The following is a 22425-nucleotide window of genomic DNA, read 5'->3' as shown; positions in this document are numbered from 1 at the left end:
CGCCAGACTGTCGCCTCCATTCGGGAGGGAATTATGGTCTTGCACTCCACGCGCTGGCTGGCGCTAAGTTATTTCACCTACTTCTTTAGCTACGGCATCTTCCTGCCTTTCTGGAGCGTCTGGCTTTCCGGACTTGGCCTGACGCCGGAAACGATCGGCATGCTGCTCGGCGCCGGGCTGGTGTCGCGATTTCTTGGCAGCCTGCTGATTGCCCCGCGGGTCAGCGACCCGTCCCGTCTTATCTCTTCTCTGCGCATTCTGGCGCTGCTGACGCTGCTCTTCGCGCTCGCATTTTGGATCGGCCACCAGGTCGCCTGGCTAATGGTGATTATCGTCGGCTTTAACCTCTTTTTCTCGCCGCTGGTGCCGCTGACCGACGCGCTGGCGAATACCTGGCAAAAGCAGATCACCATGGACTACGGGCGCGTGCGCCTGTGGGGATCGATCGCTTTCGTGATTGGCTCGGCACTGACCGGGAAGCTGGTCAGCCTGTATGACTACCGGATGATTCTGGTGATGCTCAGCATCGGTATCGCGTCAATGCTGATCGGCATGCTGCTGAAACCGTCGGTGCAGCCGCAGGGGGAATCCCGCCACCAGGAAGCGGCCGGGCTGTCGGCCTGGCTTACGCTGGTGCGGCAAAGCTGGCGCTTCCTCGCCTGCGTCTGTTTGCTGCAGGGGGCGCACGCCGCCTACTATGGGTTCAGCGCAATCTACTGGCAGGAGGCGGGGTATTCCGCCTCCGCCGTGGGCTATTTGTGGTCGCTGGGCGTGGTGGCGGAGGTGGTGATTTTCGCGCTGAGCAAAAAAGTCTTCCGCCGTTTTAGTGCCCGCGATCTGCTGCTGCTGTCCGCGGCGTGCGGAGTGATTCGCTGGACGCTAATGGGCTGGACGACGGCGCTACCCTGGCTTATCGTCGCGCAGATCCTCCACTGCGGCACCTTTACGGTGTGCCATCTGGCGGCGATGCGCTATATCGCGGCTCGCCAGGGAAGCGAAGTGATCCGCCTGCAGGCTGTCTACTCCGCAGTAGCGATGGGCGGCAGCATTGCGGTAATGACGGTATTTGCCGGCTTTCTCTACCAGCATCTGCACCAGGGCGTTTTCTGGGTGATGGCGCTGGTGGCCTTACCGGCGCTGGTGGTGCGGCCAAAAGCGGTGGCTTAGGCCTCGAGCATCTTGCAAATCTGCTGCTGCTGATGAGCGCTGAACGTCTCGTCGGCATGAAACAGCGGCGGTGAAAACAGCGGTAGCGCCGTGGTATAGGGAGTGACGATCAGCGTCACTTCCTTCGGCGCGCCCTCTTTCTGAAAGGTGCTTACGCTCAAATACTTGATATTGAGCGGCAGCAGGGTTAACTCGCGCAGCTGCTGCTCCAGCGACTGCTCAAGGTCAGGATTATCATCGGTAAGCAGAACCACCTGCTTCTCCTGCAGATCGTTTTTTTGCATCAACCACGCGCCGAAAATCACCGCGATTAAACTGACTTCCTCCTGGCTAAAGCGGACCTGCCAGCTGGCTTCGAACTCCTCCAGCGCCGCCTGAGTGGTGCGCATCAAACGGGGATACAGACGGCCAATCTCCTCCGGCAACGCGTTATCGATACCGATAGCGAAAACGCTGCGGTGTAGCGCCTGCGAGAGGTGTATATAGAGCTGATCGCTTAGACCCTGCTCATCGCTGAACGGACGCCCCGCCAGGTTCTGAAAGCGGTGAATCAGCCCGGAGATGGCCAGATGCAGACGCCGGTCCTGCTGGTGCCCGTCGCGGATGGGATCGGGGGTTTTCAGCAGCATAAACAGCAGGGTCAGAAACAGCTGTTCTCCGGCATGGGGCGTCGTCGCCACCCGACGCTGCCAGTGACGAACAATCTCCTCCGCGAGGGTAAACTCGGCGGCGGCCTGCGCCCAGCGCTGCTGCTCGTGGGTGAAAGAGGGGCTCTGCCCAAGGTGGTGCTGCAGTAAACAATACTGTAAATAAAGACGCAGAAAATGCACGTCGCGGCAGTCAAACTGCCGGTTCAGGGTCCGGGCGCAGCGGTTCACCAGGGCCTGGAGATTGGTGTCGTCATACAGCGTGCGCGCGATACCCTGCTGTTTAAGCTGCGTTTTTAATGCCGGGGTAAAATGGTGGCTGACAAAATGCGGGCACAGACGCAGCCCGCGGCGCAGAGCGTGCAGCAGGCACAAGCGTTGATCGAGCGCGGCGCCTTCCATCCGATAGCTGCCGTCCGCTTGTGAAGTCAGGGTCAAGCGGTGATAACGCTGAATTTCGCGTCCCGTCTCCGCGATGTCCTGCCTGGCGGTATCCTCATCAACCTGAGTGAGGCTACCCAGCCATTCGGGCGTCACGGATTGCCCGGGCAGATAAAACATCAGGAGCACCTGGCTACGGCGCTGTGGACTGGAAAGCACAGATGGTGGTTCAATCACTGTCATCATCCGGTTAGTTCCAGTTAGGGTTTTCGTTAAGCGTAGTTAATGTATTCAGGGTGAGCAGGGCACGCCCGCGTTTTTACATCAGGATTGCTGGCGCGGTTCACAGAATTTTTCACGTGAGGAACAGATGAAGAGAGTGAAACAATGCGTCAGCGCAGCGTTTTTCATGTTTTTATCGCTATCCGCGGCGGCGCATCCGCACAGTTTCATCAGTTTGCAAACGGAGGCCGTGGCGGAAAATGGCCTGCTCACCGGCTTTAAAATGCGCTGGACGATGGATGAAATCACCTCCGCCGATCTGCTCTATGATGCGGGCAACGCTAAACCCGGTAGCGAAATCTGGAAAAAGCTGGCGGCGGAAGTGATGGCGAACGTGCTGGGCCAGCACTATTTCAGCGAGCTATGGCATAACGGCCAGCGGGTAAAGTTTGATAATCGACCCGACGGCTATGGCCTGGAGCGCAGCGGCCATCAGGCGGTGCTCACCTTTACCCTACCGCTGGCGAAGCCGCAGCCTCTGGCCGGGCAAACCTTTACCTTTTCAACCTACGACCCGACCTATTACGTTGATATGTATTATGACAAAGACGCTGATTTCGCTCTGCCGGCGGCGATGAAAACGATCTGCGCGGCAAACATGATGACGCCGAAACCGAATGAAAAAATGTTGTCCTATGCGCAGTCGCTGGATAAAGCGGATGCGCCGCCGGAGGATATGGAACTGGGGAATTACTTCGCGCAAAAGGTGACGCTGCAATGTCGCTGATTTTTACTCAAAACAGCCGTTCTCCGCGCTGGCGTCAGCTTTGGCCGCTGGCGCTCTTTTTGCTGCTGGCGGCAGGGGCTGGCTTCTGGCTATGGCGGGCCTGGCCGCAGGTGCTGCTGCAAAGCGCGGTCTGGCAGCGCGCGCTGAATCTTGAACTAAGCCGGCTTCTGCAGGCGGTAGCGGAAAATCCCTCCGCCGCCGGGCTGTCGCTGCTGGGGTTTAGCTTCGTCTACGGCGTCCTGCACGCGCTGGGGCCGGGGCACGGTAAAGTGGTGATTACCACCTGGCTGGCGACCCATCCTTCGAAGCTGAAATCCAGCATTGGCCTGACCCTGGCCGCCTCGCTGCTGCAGGGGTTGGTGGCCATCGCTTTAGTGGTGGTCGTGCTTACCCTGCTACGTCTTCCGGCAAGAGCGCTGCACCTGAGCAGCTTCTGGCTGGAAAAGGGAAGCTATCTGCTGGTCGGCGCGCTGGGCCTGTTGCTGTGCTGGCGGGCGCTGAAAAAGCTGCGGATGCTGCTGCGGCGACCGAAATTTACCGCTTTTACCCCGCATCACGTGCATGACGCTCACTGCGGCTGCGGGCATAAGCATCTACCGGCGCCGGAACAGCTGCAAAGCGGCGATGACTGGCGGGCGCGGCTGGCGATTGTGCTGTCGATGGGGATGCGGCCCTGCTCCGGAGCCATTATGGTGCTGCTGTTCAGTAAGGTTATCGGCGTATTTGGCTGGGGGATGGCGGCCGCGATGGCGATGGCGGCGGGAACCTCGCTCACCATTAGCGCGCTGGCGCTGCTGGTTCACGGATTCCGTCAACTGGCGGTCAGGCTGAGCGCGAACCGGGCGCCGGCGCCATGGAAGCAGGTAGGCTGGGCGACGCTGGCGCTGGCCGGCGGCGTGATTTTGCTGGCGGCGGCTATCGTGATGTGGAGTAGTGCGATACCTCCGGGCGGCGGCCTGCGTCCGTTTTAACGGGATAAAAAAAGGAAGCCGCGGCTTCCTTTTTGCTTTTCATTCAGTGAGAGATTAACGCTTCAGCGCTTCGCTCAGATGCTCGCGCATATTGGCCAGCATGGCTTTTACAACGCGCGGGTTGCCTGCAACGATGTTGCCGGTCAGCAGGTAGTTATGGCCGCCGGTAAAGTCGCAGACGATAGCGCCTGCTTCACGGGCGATCAGCTCGCCTGCCGCGAAATCCCACGGTTTCAGCGCGATTTCAAAGTAGCCGTCAACGCGGCCAGCGGCAACGTAGGCCAGATCCAGGGCCGCGGAACCGGTGCGGCGGAAATCCGCGCATTCGGTATACATGTTGCCGAGGATATTCATGTAAGAGGTCGCGTGCTGTTTTGCTTTGAACGGGAAGCCGGTGGCGATAATCGTGCCATCCAGATCGCGAGCGCTGCTGCCGCGCAGACGGTAGCCGTTCAGCTGCGCGCCCTGGCCGCGGGTCGCGGTGAACAGTTCGTTACGCATCGGATCGTAAACCACGGCGACTTCAGTACGGCCTTTAATGCGTACGGCGATGGACACGGAGAAGTGCGGCAGACGTTTTACGAAGTTGGTGGTGCCATCCAGTGGATCGATAACCCATTGAACATCCTGATCTTCACCTGCGTGTTCACCGCTTTCTTCGGTGATGATGGTGTGCTGCGGGTAAGATTTGCGAATGGTTTCGATAATCATTGCCTCGGCGGCTTTATCGACGTTAGTCACAAAATCATTGCTGCCTTTCTGGCTGGTTTCTACGGAGTCAGGGGTTTCGTAGTGCTTGGCAATTAAATTACCCGCCTTGCGCGCTGCGCGCACGGCGATGTTCAGCATCGGATGCATCGGTCTCTCTCACTGGATGTTAAAGAACGGGAAAAAACGGCGCATATAGTAACAGTGAAATCTGCCTATGTCTCCGTTTTATGATAGCATGCACGAATAATCTTTAGCCGAAGAACCATAATGCTGCAAAATATTCGAATCGTACTGGTAGAAACCTCACACACCGGCAATATGGGCTCTGTCGCCCGCGCAATGAAAACCATGGGGTTAACCAACCTCTGGCTGGTCAATCCGCTGGTGAAACCCGATTCTCAGGCCATCGCTCTGGCGGCCGGCGCCAGCGACGTGATTGGCAATGCCAACATCGTCGACACCCTCGATGAAGCGCTGGCGGGCTGTAGCCTGGTTGTCGGAACCAGCGCCCGCTCCCGCACGCTGCCGTGGCCGATGCTCGATCCGCGCGAATGCGGCCTGAAAAGCGTCGCCGAAGCGCAGCATGCGCCGGTTGCGCTGGTATTTGGCCGCGAACGCGTTGGCCTGACTAACGACGAGCTACAGAAGTGTCACTATCACGTGGCGATTGCCGCTAACCCGGAATACAGCTCGCTGAACCTGGCGATGGCGGTGCAGGTCATCGCCTATGAAGTGCGTATGGCATGGCTGGCGGCGCAGGAGCAAAATGAGCCCGTCGTCGAGCATGAAGAAACGCCTTATCCACTGGTGGATGATTTAGAGCGTTTCTACGGCCATCTGGAGCAGACGCTGCTGGCAACCGGGTTTATCCGCGCCAGTCATCCGGGCCAGGTGATGAACAAGCTGCGCCGTTTGTTTACCCGCGCCCGCCCGGAAAGCCAGGAGCTGAACATCCTGCGCGGTATGCTGGCGTCAATTGAGCAGAAGAATAAAGAATAGCGCTGTCTGTTTGCCGGGGGGCGCTGCGCTTACCCGGCCTACCGATCGCCTCCCCCGATGGGGGAGGGCATCAGATCGCGCTTAAGTAAAACGGCACGGAAAGCCAAATACCTGACTAAAACAGTCAAGTAAATAGTTGACCAATTTACTCGGGAATGTCAGACTTGCCTTGCTATGCAATACCCATATTAATAAAAAGCCCGGGCAGGGGCGAGTTTGAGGTTAAGTAAGACATGAGACTGACATCTAAAGGGCGTTATGCCGTGACCGCGATGCTTGACGTTGCGCTCAACTCTGAATCGGGTCCGGTTCCGTTGGCTGATATTTCAGAGCGTCAGGGAATTTCGCTTTCCTATCTGGAACAGCTGTTCTCTCGCCTGCGCAAAAATGGTCTGGTTTCCAGCGTACGTGGTCCAGGCGGCGGTTATCTGTTAGGTAAAGAAGCGGGTAGCATCGCGGTTGGCGAAGTTATCAGCGCAGTAGACGAATCCGTTGACGCCACCCGTTGTCAGGGCAAAGGCGGCTGCCAGGGCGGCGATAAGTGTCTTACTCACGCGCTGTGGCGCGATCTGAGCGAGCGACTGACCGGTTTTCTGAATAACATCACGCTGGGCGAACTGGTGAATAACCAGGAAATCCTTGATGTCTCCGGTCGTCAGCACAACCATGAATCCCAGCGTAATACCCGTGCTCAGGACGCTATTGACGTCAAACTGCGCGCGTAGTTCTCGTTCAGTTTCATCTTGCAGCTATTCGGCTGCAAGATGAAACGAGCTGAGCCAAAAAGATAAAAAAGATTTTCGAATCAGGCCGGGATGCTCCGCCATCCTGTGTACTCGGTCGTACATCCAGCCGGTTGCCTGATTCCTTGCATTGAAGCGATGTACGGAGTTTATAGAGCAATGAAATTACCGATCTATCTCGATTACTCCGCAACCACGCCGGTGGACCCGCGTGTTGCCGAGAAAATGATGCAGTTCCTGACTCTGGACGGGACCTTTGGTAACCCGGCCTCCCGTTCCCACCGTTTTGGCTGGCAGGCTGAAGAGGCGGTAGATATCGCCCGTAATCAGATTGCCGAGCTGGTCGGTGCCGACCCGCGCGAAATTGTCTTTACCTCCGGCGCGACGGAATCCGATAACCTGGCGATTAAAGGTGCAGCCAACTTTTATCAGAAAAAAGGCAAGCACATCATCACCAGCAAAACCGAACACAAAGCCGTGCTGGACACCTGCCGTCAGCTGGAGCGCGAAGGGTTTGAAGTCACCTACCTCGCCCCGCAGCGTAACGGCATTATCGATTTAAAAGAACTGGAAGCCGCGATGCGTGATGACACCATCCTTGTTTCCATTATGCACGTGAATAACGAAATCGGCGTGGTGCAGGATATCGCTACCATCGGCGAGATGTGCCGCGCCCGCGGTATCATTTACCACGTTGACGCGACCCAGAGCGTGGGCAAACTGCCTATCGACCTGAGCCAGCTGAAAGTTGACCTGATGTCCTTCTCCGGCCACAAAATCTATGGCCCGAAAGGTATCGGCGCGCTGTACGTGCGTCGTAAACCGCGTATTCGTATCGAAGCGCAGATGCACGGCGGCGGTCACGAGCGCGGCATGCGTTCCGGTACGCTGCCTGTCCACCAGATCGTCGGTATGGGTGAAGCTTACCGTATCGCGAAAGAAGAGATGGAAAGCGAAATGGCCCGCCTGCGCGGCCTGCGTAACCGTCTGTGGGACGGCGTGAAAGATATGGAAGAGGTTTATCTCAACGGTGACCTTGAGCAGGGCGCGCCGAATATCCTCAACGTCAGCTTTAACTACGTTGAAGGCGAGTCGCTGATTATGGCGCTGAAAGACCTGGCGGTTTCCTCCGGTTCAGCCTGTACTTCCGCAAGCCTCGAGCCGTCCTACGTGCTGCGCGCGCTGGGGATGACCGACGAGCTGGCGCATAGCTCTATTCGTTTCTCTTTAGGTCGTTTTACTACCGAAGAAGAGATTGACTACACCATCAATCTGGTCCGCAACTCCATCGGCCGTCTGCGCGAACTCTCACCGCTGTGGGAAATGTTCAAGCAGGGCGTGGATCTGAACAGCATTGAATGGTCACATCACTAATTCGGCACCAATAAGGAGAATTCATCATGGCTTACAGCGAAAAAGTTATCGATCATTACGAGAATCCGCGCAACGTCGGCTCTTTCGACAATAGCGACGAAAACGTCGGCAGCGGTATGGTTGGCGCGCCGGCGTGCGGCGACGTGATGAAGTTGCAGATTAAAGTCAACAATGAAGGTATCATTGAAGACGCGCGTTTCAAGACCTACGGCTGCGGTTCCGCTATTGCTTCCAGCTCCCTGGTGACCGAATGGGTAAAAGGGAAATCGCTGGACGAAGCTCAGGCGATTAAAAACACCGATATCGCTGACGAGCTCGAGCTGCCGCCGGTCAAAATTCACTGCTCTATTCTGGCGGAAGACGCGATTAAAGCCGCGATTGCGGATTACAAAAGCAAACGTGAAGCAAAATAATTAAGAGTTGAGGTTTGTTATGTCGATTACTTTAAGCGACAGTGCAGCAGCGCGAGTCAACGCCTTTCTGGCCAACCGCGGTAAAGGGTTTGGCCTGCGCCTGGGAGTCAGAACTTCCGGCTGTTCAGGTATGGCTTATGTACTGGAGTTTGTTGACGAACCAGCGGCAGAAGACACCGTGTTTGAAGACAAAGGCGTGAAGGTCGTGATCGACGGCAAAAGTTTGCAGTTCCTCGACGGTACGCAGCTTGACTTCGTCAAAGAAGGCCTTAACGAAGGGTTTAAGTTCACCAACCCGAACGTGAAGGACGAGTGCGGCTGCGGCGAAAGCTTTAACGTGTAATCGGTTATCCCTGACCCCACCGTAGTCTCGCTGCGCGTGGGGTTTGCTTTATCTCGTTAACCCTGAGGTTGCTATGGACTATTTTACCCTCTTCGGGTTACCGGCCAGCTATACCCTTTCGTTAGAACCCCTGGCTGCCCGGTACCAGGAACTACAGCGCCAGTATCACCCCGATAAGTTCGCCAGCGGCAGCGCGGCCGAACAGCTCGCCGCGGTGCAGCAGTCCGCCACCATTAATCAGGCGTGGCAAACCCTTCGCCACCCGCTGACCCGCGCCGAATATCTCCTTTCGCTTCATGGTTTCGATCTCGCCAGCGAGCAGCACACCGTGCGCGATACCGCGTTCCTGATGGAACAGCTGGAGCTGCGCGAAGAGCTGGATGAAATAGGCAAAGCGAAGGATGAAGCGCGGCTGGAAAGCTTTATCAAGCGGGTCAAAGCGCAATTTGATACCCGGCATCAGCTGATGGTTGAACAACTGAATAACGAGACGTGGGAGGCGGCGGCGGATACCGTGCGCAAGCTGCGTTTTCTCGATAAACTGCGAAGCAGTGCGGAACAACTCGAAGAAAAACTGCTCGATTTTTAATTTTCGGAAGCAATTATGGCCTTATTACAAATTAGTGAGCCCGGACTGAGCGCCGCGCCGCACCAGCGACGTCTGGCGGCGGGTATCGACCTGGGCACCACCAATTCACTGGTGGCTACCGTGCGTAGCGGCCAGGCCGAAACTCTGCCCGACCGTCAAGGGCGCTATTTGCTGCCGTCGGTGGTGAACTATCAGGCTTCGGGTTTGACGGTGGGCTATGACGCGCGGCAAAACGCCGCTCAGGATCCGGTCAATACCATCAGCTCGGTCAAGCGCATGATGGGGCGTTCTCTGGCCGATATCGAGGCCCGCTACCCGCATCTGCCTTATCAACTGCAGGCAAGCGAAAACGGCCTGCCGATGATTCAGACGCCAGGCGGTCTGCTCAACCCGATTCGCGTTTCTGCCGATATCCTCAAGGCGCTGGCCGAGCGCGCTACCGAAGCGCTGGCGGGCGAGCTCGACGGGGTGGTGATTACCGTGCCGGCCTACTTCGATGATGCTCAGCGTCAGGGAACCAAAGACGCGGCGCGTCTGGCGGGCCTGCACGTGCTGCGTCTGCTGAACGAACCCACCGCGGCGGCGATTGCTTACGGCCTGGACTCCGGTCAGGAAGGGGTCATCGCGGTTTACGATCTCGGCGGCGGCACCTTTGATATCTCCGTGCTGCGCTTAAGCCGCGGCGTGTTTGAAGTCCTGGCTACCGGCGGCGATTCCGCACTCGGCGGCGACGATTTCGACCACCTGCTGGCCGATTATCTGCGCGAGCAGGCTGGCCTGAGCGATCGCAGCGACAACCGCCTGCAGCGCGAGCTGCTCGATGCGGCGATCGCGGCGAAAATCGCCCTCAGCGATGCCGAGACGGCGCGGGTGAATGTCGGCGGCTGGCAGGGGGAAATCACCCGCAGCCAGTTTAACGATCTGATCGCACCGCTGGTCAAACGCACTCTGCTGGCCTGCCGTCGCGCGCTGAAAGACGCCGGCGTTGAGGCGCAAGAGGTGCTGGAAGTGGTGATGGTGGGCGGCTCGACCCGCGTGCCGCTGGTGCGCGAGCGCGTCGGCGAATTCTTTGGCCGTACGCCGCTGACCTCTATCGACCCGGATAAAGTCGTCGCCATCGGCGCGGCGATTCAGGCGGATATTCTGGTGGGCAACAAGCCGGACAGCGAACTGCTGCTGCTCGATGTGATCCCGCTCTCCCTGGGGCTGGAAACCATGGGCGGTCTGGTGGAGAAGGTTATCCCGCGCAACACCACCATTCCGGTGGCGCGCGCGCAGGAGTTCACCACTTTCAAAGATGGTCAGACGGCGATGTCTATCCACGTCATGCAGGGCGAGCGCGAGCTGGTGCAGGACTGTCGCTCCCTGGCGCGTTTTGCGCTGCGCGGCATTCCGGCATTGCCGGCGGGCGGGGCGCATATTCGCGTCACCTTCCAGGTGGATGCCGACGGCCTGCTGAGCGTGACGGCGATGGAGAAATCGACCGGCGTCGAGGCCTCTATCCAGGTGAAACCGTCCTACGGTCTGACCGATGGCGAGATCGCCAGCATGATTAAAGATTCGATGAGCTACGCCGAACAGGACGTCCAGGCGCGCATGCTGGCCGAGCAAAAAGTTGAAGCCGCGCGCGTACTGGAAAGTCTGGTCAGCGCGCTGGCCGCCGATGCCGCGCTGTTAAGCGCCGCAGAGCGTCAGGCTATCGATGACGCCGCGGAGCAAGTGCGCGCCGCTGCGGCAGGCGATGATGCCGATGCAATCAAAGAAGCGATTAAAAATATCGACACACAAACCCAGGAATTCGCCGCACGTCGTATGGATCAATCGGTCCGTATCGCGCTGAAAGGCCAATCCGTGGACGAGGTTTAAAATGCCAAAAATTGTTTTTCTGCCCCACCAGGACCTGTGTCCGGATGGCGTAGTTGTGGAAGCTGAGACCGGTGAGACCATTCTTGATGCTGCGCTGCGTAGCGGTATTGAGATTGAACACGCCTGCGAAAAATCCTGTGCCTGCACCACTTGCCACTGCATCGTGCGTGAAGGCTTTGACTCGCTGGCGGAAAGTACCGAAGATGAAGACGACATGCTGGATAAGGCCTGGGGGCTTGAGCCCGACAGCCGTTTGAGCTGCCAGGCGCGGGTGACTGACGAAGATTTGGTCATCGAAATTCCGCGTTACACCATCAACCACGCACGCGAGCATTAATATGGGACTGAAATGGACCGATAGTCGCGAAATCGGCGAAGCGCTGTACGACGCCTTCCCGGATCTCGACCCGAAAACCGTTCGCTTCACCGATCTGCATCAGTGGATATGCGACCTGGAAGAGTTTGATGACGATCCAAACGCATCCAATGAAAAAATTCTTGAGGCGATTCTGCTAGTCTGGTTAGACGAAGCCGAATAATTTTCGCGTTATGATTTACCCGGTGGTTATAAGCCGGATAAATCAACGGGCGAAAGAACTTTACGGGCTGCCATACGGCGGCCCGTTTGCTAAGAAGGATAATGATAATGACCGAAGCTATGAAAATTACGCTTACCGCTCAGCCAGCCGATGCGCGCTGGGGAGAAAAAGCGTCTTACAGCATTAATAACGACGGCATCGCCCTGCACCTGAACGGCAAAGACGACCTGGGTTTGATTCAGCGCGCGGCGCGAAAAATTGACGGCATGGGCATCAAACACGTTGCGCTTGATGGCGAAGGCTGGGACACCGACCGCGCATGGGCGTTCTGGGCGGGTTATAAGGGGCCGAAAGGCAGCCGCAAAGTGGAGTGGCCGGCCCTCGACGATGCGCAGAAAAGCGAACTGGATAACCGCTTGACCATTATTGACTGGGTCCGTGACACCATTAACGCCCCGGCGGAAGAGCTGGGGCCGGAACAGCTGGCGCAGCGTGCGGTAGACCTGCTGTGCAGCGTGGCCTGCGATAACGTCTCTTATCGTATCACCAAGGGTGAAGACCTGCGCGAGCAGAGCTACCTGGGCCTGCACACGGTCGGTCGCGGCTCCGAGCGCCCGCCGGTCCTGCTGGCGCTGGACTATAACCCAACCGGCGATAAAGAAGCCCCGGTGTACGCCTGCCTGGTCGGTAAAGGCATCACCTTTGACTCCGGCGGATACAGCATCAAGCAGAGCGCCTTTATGGACTCGATGAAGTCCGACATGGGCGGCGCGGCAACGGTGACCGGCGCGCTGGCGTTTGCCATCACTCGCGGCCTCAATAAGCGCGTGAAGCTGTATCTGTGCTGCGCCGATAACCTGATTAGCGGCAACGCCTTTAAACTTGGCGATATTATTCACTATCGCAACGGTAAAACCGTGGAAATCATGAATACCGATGCGGAAGGTCGCCTGGTGCTGGCTGACGGCCTGATCGATGCTTCTGCGCAAAAGCCTGAGCTGATTATCGATGCCGCCACGCTGACCGGCGCCGCGAAAACCGCGCTGGGTAATGATTATCACGCGCTGTTCAGCTTTGACGATGGTCTGGCGAATCGCCTGCTGGCGAGCGCGCAGGCTGAAAACGAGGCCTTCTGGCGTCTGCCGCTGGCTGAGTTCCACCGCGGCCAGTTGCCGTCGAACTTCGCCGAGCTGAACAATACCGGCAGCGCGGCCTATCCTGCGGGCGCCAGCACCGCAGCGGGCTTCCTGTCCCACTTCGTGGAGAACTATCACCAGGGCTGGCTGCATATCGACTGTTCGGCGACCTACCGTAAATCTGCCGTTGAGCAGTGGTCGGCGGGCGCGACCGGCCTCGGCGTGCGCACCATTGCCAACCTGCTGACGGCAGAGTAATGGATTTTGCCGGGTGGCGCTGCGCTTACCCGACCGACAAAACTCGTGGGCCCGTGCGAGCGCAGCGCCGCCGGGCGATTTTGAAGTAGCGAAACTATGTCCGAAACTAAAAATGAGCTAGAAACCCTGCTGGAGAAGGCGGCGACCGAGCCAGGCCACCGTCCGGCGTTTTTCCGTACTTTGCTCGAAGCCACCGTTTGGGTGCCGGGAGCCGCCGCTCAGGGCGAGCAGGTTGTGGAAGATAGCGTACTGGACCTGCTGCACTGGGAAAAAGATGATGGCACATCGGTTATTCCTTTTTTCACCTCGCTGGAAGCGCTGCAGCAGGCCGTTGAGGACGAACAGTCTTTCGTGGTGATGCCGGTGCGCACGCTGTTCGCGATGACCCTGGGCGAAACGCTCTATCTCAATGCCAAACTCCCTACTGGCAAAGAGTTTGCGCCGCGAGAAATTAGCCATCTGCTGGGGGAAGAGGGCAGCCCGCTCAGTACCCAGACCGTGCTTGAGGGCGGCGAGTCGCTGCTGCTGTCTGAGGTTGCCGAACCGCCCGCGCAGATGGTGGACTCGCTGACCACGCTGTTCAAGACGCTGAAAACGGTGAAGCGCGCGTTTTTATGCTCTATTAAAGACAGCGCCGATGCCCCGGCCAACCTGCTGATTGGTATTGAAGCGGAAGGCGATATTGAGGCGGTGATTCAGGCCACCGGCAGCGTTGCGACCGATACGCTTCCCGGCGACGAGCCGATTGATATCTGCCAGGTGGTGGAGGGTGAAAAGGGGATTAGCCACTTTATGATTGCCCACATTACGCCGTTCTATGAAAAACGCTGGGGCAGCTTCCTGCGTGACTTTAAGCACAATCGCATTATCTAACCGAACGGGGGCTTACGCCCCCGTTGCTTTGTCTACTGCGCCGGTTCAATCGGCAAATCCGTCCGCGCGCCCCATTCGCTCCATGAGCCGTCATACAGGCTGACGCCGTTAACGCCCAGCGTGGTTAGCGCCAGCACCACGACCGCCGCCGTCACGCCGGATCCGCAGCTGGCAATAATCGGCTGCTCAAAGTCGACGCCCTGGCGAGCGAAAATCTCGTTCAGTTCATCGGTGGTTTTGAGTTCGCCGTTAATCACCAGTTCGCTCCAGGGGACGTTTAGCGCGCCGGGAATATGCCCGCTGCGCAAACCCGGGCGCGGCTCGGCCACCTGACCATTAAAACGCCCGGCCGGGCGAGCATCGACGATCTGCGCCGATCCTTCATGGCTGACCAGCAGCACATCGGTCAGACGCTTGATCGCCTGCGGATCGAGACGAGCGTCAAAATCACCTTCCGGCAGTTCAGGGAGGCCCTGCTCCAGCGGCAGCTCATCGCGACGCCAGCCTTCGAGGCCGCCGGCAACAATAGACACTTTTTCAACGCCGAAGGTGCGCAGCATCCACCAGGCGCGCGGCGCGGAGAAGAGATTGCCTTCATCGTATACCACCAGATGCTTATCGCTGCTGACGCCCAGTTCGCGCATGGCGACGGCAAACGCCTCCGCGCGCGGCATCATGTGCGGCAGCGGGCTGGTATGGTCGGAGAGGGCTTCGATATCGAAAAAAACGGCGCCGGGAATATGGCCCGCCTGATACTCAGCGTTAAGATCGCGCTGTTCCTGTCCCGGCGGAGCCATACGGGCGTCAATAATCTGGATTTCCGGGTCATCAATATGTTCCGCCAGCCAGTCGGCAGCGACAAAAAACGAGGTAGACATCGGCGTCTCCTTTTTTATTGTTCAAGAGTGAATTGTCGACGTTTTCCGGGAGAGTGACAAGTTATGGATCCCAGAGTGGCGACCGTATCACGGATGATTCACTCTCGGGAGTTTGATTCTATTCTCGTCGCTGTTGGTAATGATATTGTTAACGCATAATAATGTGTTCACTTAATGTATCCGGCCTGCGGGCCGAGGGGTTAGAAGGATGAAACCATTTCGTTTGGCGGCACTATCTCTGGCGCTGCTCACCGCGCTATCGTTGACCGGCTGCGACGACAGCGGCAAACCGCAGGCAGCTACGCCCGCGGCGTCTGCGGCGACGGATAAAGCTAGCGCGAAGCCGGATGCCAGCCAGCTGGCGGCGCTGGCGGAAAAAAGCAAAGGCAAAGCGCTAACGCTGCTGGATGCCTCGGAAGTACAGCTCGACGGCGCGTCGACGATGGTGCTGACCTTCTCAATCCCTCTGCAGCCGGACCAGGATTTCTCCCGTAGCGTACATCTGGTCGATAAAAAAAGCGGCAAAGTTGATGGGGCCTGGGAGCTGGCGCCTAACCTGAAAGAGCTGCGGCTTCGCCATCTTGAGCCAAAACGCGAGCTGATTGTATCGGTAGATCCAACCCTGGCGGCGCTGAATAAAGCGACCTTTGACAGCAGCTTTGAAAAAACCATTACCACCCGCGATATTGCCCCGAGCATCGGCTTTGCCAGCCGCGGCTCGCTGCTGCCGGGGAAAGTAGTGGCCGGATTGCCGGTGATGGCGCTGAATGTCGATAACGTCGACGTCAATTTTTTCCGTATTAAACCGGAATCACTTTCGGCCTTCGTCAGCCAATGGGAATACCGTAATTCATTGAGCAATTGGGAGTCGGACGAGCTGCTGAAGATGGCCGATCTGGTCTATACCGGCCGTTTTGACCTCAACCCCGCGCGTAATACGCGTGAAAAACTGCTGCTGCCGCTGGCGGATATCAAACCGCTGCAGGAGCCGGGCGTGTATATCGCGGTGATGAACCAGGCGGGCCGCTACAGCTACAGCAACGCCGCGACGCTGTTCACCCTCAGCGATATCGGCGTATCCGCGCACCGTTACCACAACCGGCTGGATGTCTTTACCCAAAGTCTGGACAACGGCGCGGCGCAGTCCGATATCGATGTTCAGCTCTTGAACGCCAAAGGGCAGACGCTGGCGCAGGCGAAGAGCGACGGCCAGGGCCATGTGACGCTGCAAACGGACAAAGAAGCGGCGCTGCTGCTGGCGCGTAAGGACGGGCAAACCACCCTGCTGGATCTCAAACTCCCGGCGCTGGACCTGGCTGAATTTTCCATTGCCGGCGCGCCGGGGTTCAGCAAGCAGCTATTTATGTTTGGTCCGCGGGATCTCTATCGTCCGGGCGAAACGGTGATCCTCAATGCTTTACTGCGCGATAGCGACGGTAAACCGCTCCCCGAGCAGCCGGTGAAGCTGGAAGTGGTGCAGCCGAACGGCCAGGTCATTCGTTCGACGGTCAGCAAACCGGTTAACGGCCTGTACCAGTTTACTTATCCCCTTGATAGCGGCGCGGCGACCGGGATGTGGCACATTCGCGCCAGCACCGGCGACAACCAGCCGCGCGAGTGGGATTTTCACGTCGAAGATTTTATGCCTGAGCGTATGGCGCTAAATCTCACGCCGCAAAATGCGCCCGTCTCTCCGGCTGCGGATGTTAGCTTTGCGGTGACCGGTGCTTATCTGTACGGCGCGCCGGCCAGCGGCAACTCGCTGCAGGGCAAACTGTTCCTGCGTCCGCTGCGCGACGCCGTGCCCGCGCTGCCGGGCTTCCAGTTTGGCGACATTGCCGAAGAGAACCTTTCCCGCAGCCTGGATGAAGTACAGACCACGCTGGACGATCGGGGCCATGCGGAAGTCACCGCCGCCAGCCAGTGGCAGGAGAGCCGCTCTCCGCTGCAGGTGATCCTGCAGGCCAGCCTGCTGGAGTCCGGCGGACGTCCGGTCACGCGCACCGTCAGACAGCCAATCTGGCCTGCCGATACGCTACCGGGTATCCGGCCAGAATTTGCCCTGAAAGAGGTTTATGACTATCGCACCGACAGCACCGTCAAGCAGCCGGTGGTGGATGAAAACGGCGCCGCCGCGTTTGAGATTGTGTATGCCGATGCGAAAGGTGAGAAGAAGGCGGTCTCCGGGCTACAGGTGCGGTTAATTCGCGAACGCCGCGACTACTACTGGAACTGGTCCGATAGCGAAGGCTGGCAGTCGCAGTTCGATCAAAAAGATCTTCAGGAAGGCGAGGAGTCGCTGGATATTTCAGCCGGACAAACGGCGAAAGTGAGCTTCCCGGTCGAGTGGGGTTCTTATCGCCTGGAAGTCAAAGGGCCAGATGATGTGGTCAGCAGCGTGCGCTTCTGGGCCGGATACAGCTGGCAGGATAACAGCGACGGCCAGGGGGCGGCGCGTCCGGACCGCGTCACCATGAAGCTGGATAAACCGGCCTATAAACCGGGCGATACCATCAAGCTGCATATCGCCGCGCCGGCAGCCGGTAAAGGCTATGCGCTGGTGGAATCAAGCGAAGGGCCGCTGTGGTGGCAGGAGATTGACGTCCCGGCGGAAGGGATGGACTTATCGATCCCGGTGGATAAAGCGTGGAATCGTCACGACCTGTACCTCAGCGCGCTGGTTATTCGTCCGGGGGATAAATCCCGCTCCGCGACGCCAAAACGGGCGGTGGGCCTGCTGCACCTGCCGCTCGGCGACGAAAATCGTCGTCTGAATATGGCGCTGGAGGCGCCGGCTAAAATGCGCCCGAACCAGCCGCTGACGGTGAAGGTTAAGGCCAGCGTCAAAGAAGGCGAGATGCCGAAACAGGTTAACGTGCTGCTCTCCGCCGTGGATAGCGGGGTACTGAATATTACCGACTACGCGACGCCGGACCCGTGGAACGCTTTCTTCGGCCAGAAACGCTACGGGGCCGATATTTACGATATCTATGGTCAGGTGATTGAAGGGCAGGGGAGACTCGCCAGCCTGCGCTTCGGCGGCGACGGTGATGAACTTAAGCGCGGCGGCAAACCGCCGGTTAACCACGTGACGATTATCGCCCAGCAGGCGCAGCCGGTGGTGCTGGATGAGAAAGGCGAAGGGACGGTGACTCTGCCGATTGGCGACTTTAACGGCGAACTGCGGGTGATGGCCCAGGCGTGGACCGCTGACGATTTTGGCAGCAGCGAAGGGAAAACGATCGTGGCTGCGCCGGTCATTGCCGAGCTGAACATGCCGCGCTTCCTCGCCAGCGGGGATACCACGCGGCTGGCGCTGGATCTCAGTAACCTGACCGATAAGCCGCAAACCCTCAACGTTGCGCTGGCCGCCAGCGGTCTGCTGCAGCTTGAAGGGGGAGAAATACCGTCGGTGCAGCTGGCGCCCGGCGCGCGCAGCACCCTGTTTGTACCCGTCCGCGCGCATGAAGGTTTCGGCGATGGTCAGGTGAATGCCATCATCAGCGGCGTGAACCTGCCAGGTGAAACGTTCACGCCAATGCAAAAACAGTGGAAGCTCGGCGTGCGTCCGGCTTTCCCGGCGCAAACTGTCAATTCGGGCGCCGTCCTGCAACCAGGCGAAAGCTGGCAGGCTCCGGCGGCGCAAAGCGAGGGCTTCTCGCCGGCGACGCTGCAGGGACAGCTGGTGTTCAGCGGCAAGCCGCCGCTGAACCTGGCGCGCTATATTCGCGACCTGAAAGCCTATCCCTATGGTTGCCTGGAGCAGACCACCAGCGGGCTGTTCCCGTCGCTCTATACCAACGCCGTCCAGCTTAAAGCGTTGGGTATCAGCGGCGATAGCGATGAAAAACGACGCGCGGCGGTGGATATCGGCATTTCTCGCCTGCTGCAGATGCAGCGCGATGATGGCGGTTTCGCCCTGTGGGATAAAGAGGGTCCGGAGGAGTACTGGCTAACGGCCTACGCGATGGACTTCCTCGTCCGGGCGGGCGAGCAGGGCTACAGTGTCCCGACTAACGCCGTCAACAGCGGTAACCAGCGTCTGCTGCGTTATTTACAGGAGCCGGGGCTGATGACCGTCCGCTATAGCGATGATGCCCAGGCCAGCCGCTTTGCCGCTCAGGCCTATGCCGCGCTGGTGCTGGCCCGGCAGCAGAAAGCACCGCTCGGCGCGCTGCGCGAGATCTGGAGTCGTCACGACCAGGCGCGTTCCGGTCTGCCGCTGCTGCAGTTGGGCGTAGCGTTGAAATTGATGGGCGATGCGCCGCGCGGCGACGAGGCCCTGAAGCTGGCGATGGCCACGCCGCGCCAGGATGCGAAACGCTGGCTCGGCGATTACGGCAGCGAGCTGCGCGACGATGCGCTGAAGCTGGCGCTGCTGGAGGAGAATAAACTGCTGCCGGAAGCGCAAAATACGCTGCTCAGCAATCTGGCGGAAGAGGCATACGGCCAGCGCTGGCTTTCGACGCAGGAGAGTAATGCTCTGTTCCTGGCCGGGCGTACGTTGCAGGACCGTCCCGGCAGCTGGCAGGCGCAAACCTCCGTGCAGGCCGAACCGCTCTCCGGCGATAAAGCGCAAACCCGCAACCTGACCGGCGACCAGCTGGCGGCGCTGCAGGTCACCAACACCGGCCAGCAGGCGCTGTGGCTTCGCCTCGACAGCAGCGGATATCCGCAGAGCGCTCCGCAGCCGGGAGGCAACGTGCTGGGAATCGAGCGGCAAATTTTCGATACCCAGGGCCAGCAGAAATCGCTCGCTTCGCTGCGCAGCGGCGAACTGGTGCTGGTGAAGCTGGAAGTCACGGCCAAACGCAACGTGCCGGACGCGCTGGTAGTGGATTTACTCCCGGCGGGGCTGGAGCTGGAAAACCAGAATCTGGCTAACAGCAGCGCCAGCCTGCAGGAAAATGGCGAAGCGGTGCAGAATCTGCTTAACCAGATGCAGCAGGCGGATATCCAGCACATTGAGTTTCGCGACGATCGCTTCGTCGCCGCGGTGGCTATCAATGAAGGCCAGCCGGTGACGCTGGTTTATCTGGCGCGCGCGGTGACGCCGGGCACTTATCAGGTACCGCAGCCGCAGGTCGAGTCAATGTACGTGCCGCAGTGGCGGGCAACCGGCGCGGCCAGCGGACCGCTAACCGTTGCGCCCTAAATGCGGGTATTGAAGCGTATAAAACGCCGCTGGCGCGGGCTGGCGGCGTTTATTTTTTTGCTGTGGCTATTGCTGCTGGCGGCCGATCGGCTATGGCCGCTGCCGCTGCATGAGGTTACGCCTGCCAGAGTGGTGGTGGCGGAAGACGGCACGCCGCTGTGGCGCTTTGCCGATGCGCAGGGCGTCTGGCGCTATCCGGTGACGCTGGCCGACGTTTCGCCGCGCTATTTACAGGCGCTGATCCACTATGAAGATCGCTGGTTCTGGGATCATCCCGGCGTCAATCCGCTCTCGATCGCTCGCGCCGCCTGGCAGGATCTCACTTCCGGCAGAGTGATCTCCGGGGGCAGCACCCTCACCATGCAGGTGGCGCGCCTGCTCGATCCTCATCCCCGCACCTTTGGCGGCAAGCTGCGGCAGCTATGGCGAGCGCTGCAGCTGGAGTGGCATCTGTCAAAAAGCGAGATCCTCACGCTCTACCTCAACCGCGCGCCGTTCGGCGGTACGCTGCAGGGGATCGGCGCGGCCAGCTGGGCCTATCTGGGTAAACCCCCCGCGCAGCTAAGCTACGGCGAAGCGGCGCTGCTGGCGGTATTGCCGCAGGCGCCGAGCCGCTTACGTCCGGACCGCTGGCCCGAGCGGGCGCAGGCGGCGCGCGATAAAGTCCTGCTGCGAATGGAAAGCCAGGGCGTGTGGCCGTCGCAGCCGGTGGGAGAAGCTCTCGAAGAGCCCGTCTGGCTGTTTCCGCGGCAGATGCCGCAGCTGGCGCCGCTTTTTGCCCGCCGCGCGCTGGCGAGCAGTCGCGCAGAGAAGGTGGTCACGACGCTGGATGCCGGGCTACAGCGGCAGCTGGAAGATCTGGCGCTGAACTGGAAATCGCGCCTGCCGCCGCGCAGTTCTTTAGCGATGATCGTGGTCGACCATACCAATATGAAGGTGCGCGGCTGGGTAGGATCGGTGGATATTGGCGATGATAGCCGCTTTGGTCATATTGATATGGTCTCGGCGATCCGCTCCCCCGGCTCGGTACTGAAGCCGTTTGTCTATGGTATGGCGCTGGATGAGGGGCTGATCCATCCGGCCTCATTACTGCAGGACGTGCCGCGACGCTTTAGCGACTACCGACCGGGCAACTTTGACAGCGGGTTTCACGGGCCGGTGAGCGCCAGCGACGCGCTGGTTCGCTCGCTGAACCTTCCGGCAGTGCAGGTGCTGGAGGCCTACGGACCGAAGCGTTTTGCCGCCAGGCTACGCAATGCCGGATTGCCGCTGATGCTGCCCGCTGGCGCGGAGCCGAATTTATCGCTGATCCTCGGCGGCGCCGGCGCGCGTCTGGCGGATATCGTGGCGGCGTACAGCGCGTTCGCCCGCCACGGCAAGGCGGGACAATTGCGCATCACGCCGGACTCGCCGCTGGTTGAGAGGCCGCTGCTGTCGCCGGGGGCCGCGTGGATCGTGCGGCGCATACTGGCCGGCGAAGCGCAGCCGGTGCCCGATGCGTCGCTGGTGAAGGTGGTGCCGCTGGCGTGGAAAACCGGCACCAGCTACGGCTATCGCGACGCCTGGGCGATCGGCGTGAATGCCCGCTATCTGATTGGTATCTGGACCGGACGGCCCGACGGCACGCCGGTCGTCGGACAGTTTGGCTTCGTCAGCGCGGTGCCGCTGCTGAATCAGGTCAATAATCTGCTGCTGGCGCGACCGGCTATGAGCCGCGGCGGATTACCGGCCGATCCTCGCCCGTCGTCGGTCAGCGCCGGGACCGTGTGCTGGCCCGGCGGGCAGAATTTAGCGGCGGGCGACGCGAACTGCCGCCGACGGCTGGCAACCTGGCTGCTCGACGAGAGCCAGCCGCCGACCCTGCTGCTGCCTGGTCAGGAGGGGATTCGCGGGATTCGTTTTCCGGTATGGCTGAATGAGAAAGGGGAGCGGGTGGCGGCAGATTGCCCAGGCGCGGTGGCGAAAAGCCTCGACGTCTGGCCGCTGCCGCTTGAACCCTGGCTGCCCGCGGGCGAACGGCGTCGCGCCAGGTTGCCGGCGGTTTCGGCGGACTGCCCGCCGGTGCAAACCGTCGATGCCGCCCCGCTGGTGCTATCCGGCATCCGTGAAGGCGCGGTGGTTAAACGTCTGCCCGGCGAGCTGAAGGTGATGCTGCCGCTGCAAACGACCGGCGGGGAAGGGCGGCGCTGGTGGTTTCTGAACGGCGAACCGCTGACCGCGGAAGGCGCCAGCGCCATCCTTAACCTTGAGCGCCCCGATAGTTATCAGCTAGTGGTGATGGATGAGGCGGGGCAGATTGTTGCCGCTAACTTCACCGTGCAATAAACAGAACTTGCCTGAATTAGCCGGATTTGTTGTTTAAGGTCGCTTTTT

At 59.6% G+C, this 22425-nt stretch carries 19 protein-coding genes; 16 read left to right on the top strand and 3 right to left on the bottom strand.

Annotated features, from left to right (window positions below; translation table 11 throughout):
• Positions 1 to 33: 33 nt before the first annotated feature.
• Positions 34 to 1167 carry a 3-phenylpropionate MFS transporter gene (locus BWI76_RS21195; protein ID WP_004134925.1) on the top strand — a complete coding sequence of 378 codons (1134 nt, stop codon included), beginning with the start codon at positions 34 to 36 and terminating at the stop codon, positions 1165 to 1167.
• Here BWI76_RS21195 and csiE read toward each other — a convergent pair.
• On the bottom strand, positions 1164 to 2441 hold the full coding sequence (csiE, locus tag BWI76_RS21190) for a stationary phase inducible protein CsiE (protein ID WP_004134927.1): 1278 nt from the start codon (positions 2439 to 2441) through the stop codon (positions 1164 to 1166). The two genes, BWI76_RS21195 and csiE, sit on opposite strands and share 4 nt — an antisense overlap.
• A gap of 124 nt (positions 2442 to 2565) precedes the next feature.
• Here csiE and BWI76_RS21185 point away from each other — a divergent pair, with 124 nt between their 5' ends.
• Together BWI76_RS21185 and BWI76_RS21180 are read left to right on the top strand one after the other, a co-directional pair.
• Positions 2566 to 3204 carry a DUF1007 family protein gene (locus tag BWI76_RS21185; RefSeq protein WP_004134929.1) on the top strand — a complete coding sequence of 213 codons (639 nt, stop codon included), beginning with the start codon at positions 2566 to 2568 and terminating at the stop codon, positions 3202 to 3204.
• Positions 3195 to 4175, top strand: coding sequence for a nickel/cobalt transporter (locus BWI76_RS21180; RefSeq protein WP_064371612.1), 981 nt, complete (start codon positions 3195 to 3197; stop codon positions 4173 to 4175). The genes BWI76_RS21185 and BWI76_RS21180 overlap by 10 nt, the downstream gene beginning before the upstream one ends.
• Positions 4176 to 4229: 54 nt before the next feature.
• Here the strand turns inward: BWI76_RS21180 and suhB are convergent, their stop codons facing one another.
• Positions 4230 to 5033 (bottom strand): inositol-1-monophosphatase, encoded by an 804-nt coding sequence (suhB, locus tag BWI76_RS21175; RefSeq protein WP_024359357.1) that lies wholly within the window; start codon positions 5031 to 5033, stop codon positions 4230 to 4232.
• Between the two features lie 120 nt (positions 5034 to 5153).
• On the opposite strand from suhB, the gene trmJ reads away from it, so the two are divergent.
• The 11 genes from trmJ (at position 5154) to sseB (ending at position 14019) form a co-directional block, all read left to right on the top strand.
• Positions 5154 to 5885 carry a tRNA (cytosine(32)/uridine(32)-2'-O)-methyltransferase TrmJ gene (gene trmJ / locus BWI76_RS21170; RefSeq protein WP_004134934.1) on the top strand — a complete coding sequence of 244 codons (732 nt, stop codon included), beginning with the start codon at positions 5154 to 5156 and terminating at the stop codon, positions 5883 to 5885.
• A 233-nt stretch (positions 5886 to 6118) separates the two neighbouring features.
• Positions 6119 to 6610: a Fe-S cluster assembly transcriptional regulator IscR gene (iscR, locus tag BWI76_RS21165; protein WP_004104510.1), complete on the top strand. Its 492-nt coding sequence runs from the start codon at positions 6119 to 6121 to the stop codon at positions 6608 to 6610.
• A 177-nt stretch (positions 6611 to 6787) separates the two neighbouring features.
• Positions 6788 to 8002, top strand: a complete 1215-nt coding sequence (gene iscS / locus BWI76_RS21160) for a cysteine desulfurase (RefSeq protein ID WP_004134936.1) — start codon at positions 6788 to 6790, stop codon at positions 8000 to 8002.
• A 26-nt stretch (positions 8003 to 8028) separates the two neighbouring features.
• Positions 8029 to 8415 (top strand): Fe-S cluster assembly scaffold IscU, encoded by a 387-nt coding sequence (gene iscU, locus BWI76_RS21155; protein WP_002913991.1) that lies wholly within the window; start codon positions 8029 to 8031, stop codon positions 8413 to 8415.
• 19 nt (positions 8416 to 8434) lie between these two features.
• Entirely contained in the window at positions 8435 to 8758 is a 324-nt protein-coding gene (iscA, locus tag BWI76_RS21150) for an iron-sulfur cluster assembly protein IscA (protein WP_002913979.1), read from the top strand.
• Positions 8759 to 8831: 73 nt separating this feature from the next.
• Entirely contained in the window at positions 8832 to 9347 is a 516-nt protein-coding gene (hscB, locus tag BWI76_RS21145; protein ID WP_004104505.1) for a co-chaperone HscB, read from the top strand.
• Between the two features lie 15 nt (positions 9348 to 9362).
• Entirely contained in the window at positions 9363 to 11213 is a 1851-nt protein-coding gene (gene hscA / locus BWI76_RS21140; protein ID WP_049100577.1) for a Fe-S protein assembly chaperone HscA, read from the top strand.
• A gap of 1 nt (position 11214) precedes the next feature.
• Positions 11215 to 11550 carry an ISC system 2Fe-2S type ferredoxin gene (fdx, locus tag BWI76_RS21135; protein ID WP_004104503.1) on the top strand — a complete coding sequence of 112 codons (336 nt, stop codon included), beginning with the start codon at positions 11215 to 11217 and terminating at the stop codon, positions 11548 to 11550.
• Between the two features lies 1 nt (position 11551).
• Positions 11552 to 11752 (top strand): Fe-S cluster assembly protein IscX, encoded by a 201-nt coding sequence (gene iscX / locus BWI76_RS21130; RefSeq protein WP_004104502.1) that lies wholly within the window; start codon positions 11552 to 11554, stop codon positions 11750 to 11752.
• Positions 11753 to 11859: 107 nt separating this feature from the next.
• On the top strand, positions 11860 to 13146 hold the full coding sequence (gene pepB, locus BWI76_RS21125) for an aminopeptidase PepB (RefSeq protein WP_049085713.1): 1287 nt from the start codon (positions 11860 to 11862) through the stop codon (positions 13144 to 13146).
• A gap of 96 nt (positions 13147 to 13242) precedes the next feature.
• Positions 13243 to 14019, top strand: coding sequence for an enhanced serine sensitivity protein SseB (gene sseB, locus BWI76_RS21120; protein ID WP_004136447.1), 777 nt, complete (start codon positions 13243 to 13245; stop codon positions 14017 to 14019).
• A 32-nt stretch (positions 14020 to 14051) separates the two neighbouring features.
• Here sseB and sseA read toward each other — a convergent pair whose 3' ends face one another.
• Entirely contained in the window at positions 14052 to 14897 is an 846-nt protein-coding gene (sseA, locus tag BWI76_RS21115) for a 3-mercaptopyruvate sulfurtransferase (RefSeq protein ID WP_024359354.1), read from the bottom strand.
• Positions 14898 to 15105: 208 nt separating this feature from the next.
• Here sseA and BWI76_RS21110 point away from each other — a divergent pair, with 208 nt between their 5' ends.
• On the top strand, positions 15106 to 20052 hold the full coding sequence (locus BWI76_RS21110; protein WP_064371611.1) for an alpha-2-macroglobulin family protein: 4947 nt from the start codon (positions 15106 to 15108) through the stop codon (positions 20050 to 20052).
• Positions 20053 to 22377, top strand: a complete 2325-nt coding sequence (gene pbpC / locus BWI76_RS21105; protein WP_064371610.1) for a peptidoglycan glycosyltransferase PbpC — start codon at positions 20053 to 20055, stop codon at positions 22375 to 22377.
• Positions 22378 to 22425 lie beyond the last annotated feature (48 nt).

The sequence above is a fragment of the Klebsiella sp. M5al genome (genome assembly GCF_002090195.1).
GTDB lineage: Bacteria > Pseudomonadota > Gammaproteobacteria > Enterobacterales > Enterobacteriaceae > Klebsiella > Klebsiella grimontii.
Note: the sequence above shows the minus strand (reverse complement) of the source record. Positions and strands in the feature narration are given on the sequence as shown.

What these genes read in the sequence shown, in the direction of transcription:
- sseB (WP_004136447.1), top strand. Translation starts at nt 13,243, where the DNA reads ATGTCCGAAACTAAAAATGAGCTAGAAACCCTGCTGGAGAAGGCGGCG.
- hscA (WP_049100577.1), top strand. Translation starts at nt 9,363, where the DNA reads ATGGCCTTATTACAAATTAGTGAGCCCGGACTGAGCGCCGCGCCGCAC.
- suhB (WP_024359357.1), bottom strand. Translation starts at nt 5,033, where the DNA reads ATGCATCCGATGCTGAACATCGCCGTGCGCGCAGCGCGCAAGGCGGGT.
- BWI76_RS21110 (WP_064371611.1), top strand. Translation starts at nt 15,106, where the DNA reads ATGAAACCATTTCGTTTGGCGGCACTATCTCTGGCGCTGCTCACCGCG.
- iscU (WP_002913991.1), top strand. Translation starts at nt 8,029, where the DNA reads ATGGCTTACAGCGAAAAAGTTATCGATCATTACGAGAATCCGCGCAAC.
- iscA (WP_002913979.1), top strand. Translation starts at nt 8,435, where the DNA reads ATGTCGATTACTTTAAGCGACAGTGCAGCAGCGCGAGTCAACGCCTTT.
- trmJ (WP_004134934.1), top strand. Translation starts at nt 5,154, where the DNA reads ATGCTGCAAAATATTCGAATCGTACTGGTAGAAACCTCACACACCGGC.
- pepB (WP_049085713.1), top strand. Translation starts at nt 11,860, where the DNA reads ATGACCGAAGCTATGAAAATTACGCTTACCGCTCAGCCAGCCGATGCG.
- BWI76_RS21185 (WP_004134929.1), top strand. Translation starts at nt 2,566, where the DNA reads ATGAAGAGAGTGAAACAATGCGTCAGCGCAGCGTTTTTCATGTTTTTA.
- BWI76_RS21180 (WP_064371612.1), top strand. Translation starts at nt 3,195, where the DNA reads ATGTCGCTGATTTTTACTCAAAACAGCCGTTCTCCGCGCTGGCGTCAG.
- iscS (WP_004134936.1), top strand. Translation starts at nt 6,788, where the DNA reads ATGAAATTACCGATCTATCTCGATTACTCCGCAACCACGCCGGTGGAC.
- pbpC (WP_064371610.1), top strand. Translation starts at nt 20,053, where the DNA reads ATGCGGGTATTGAAGCGTATAAAACGCCGCTGGCGCGGGCTGGCGGCG.
- sseA (WP_024359354.1), bottom strand. Translation starts at nt 14,897, where the DNA reads ATGTCTACCTCGTTTTTTGTCGCTGCCGACTGGCTGGCGGAACATATT.
- iscX (WP_004104502.1), top strand. Translation starts at nt 11,552, where the DNA reads ATGGGACTGAAATGGACCGATAGTCGCGAAATCGGCGAAGCGCTGTAC.
- hscB (WP_004104505.1), top strand. Translation starts at nt 8,832, where the DNA reads ATGGACTATTTTACCCTCTTCGGGTTACCGGCCAGCTATACCCTTTCG.
- BWI76_RS21195 (WP_004134925.1), top strand. Translation starts at nt 34, where the DNA reads ATGGTCTTGCACTCCACGCGCTGGCTGGCGCTAAGTTATTTCACCTAC.
- fdx (WP_004104503.1), top strand. Translation starts at nt 11,215, where the DNA reads ATGCCAAAAATTGTTTTTCTGCCCCACCAGGACCTGTGTCCGGATGGC.
- csiE (WP_004134927.1), bottom strand. Translation starts at nt 2,441, where the DNA reads ATGATGACAGTGATTGAACCACCATCTGTGCTTTCCAGTCCACAGCGC.
- iscR (WP_004104510.1), top strand. Translation starts at nt 6,119, where the DNA reads ATGAGACTGACATCTAAAGGGCGTTATGCCGTGACCGCGATGCTTGAC.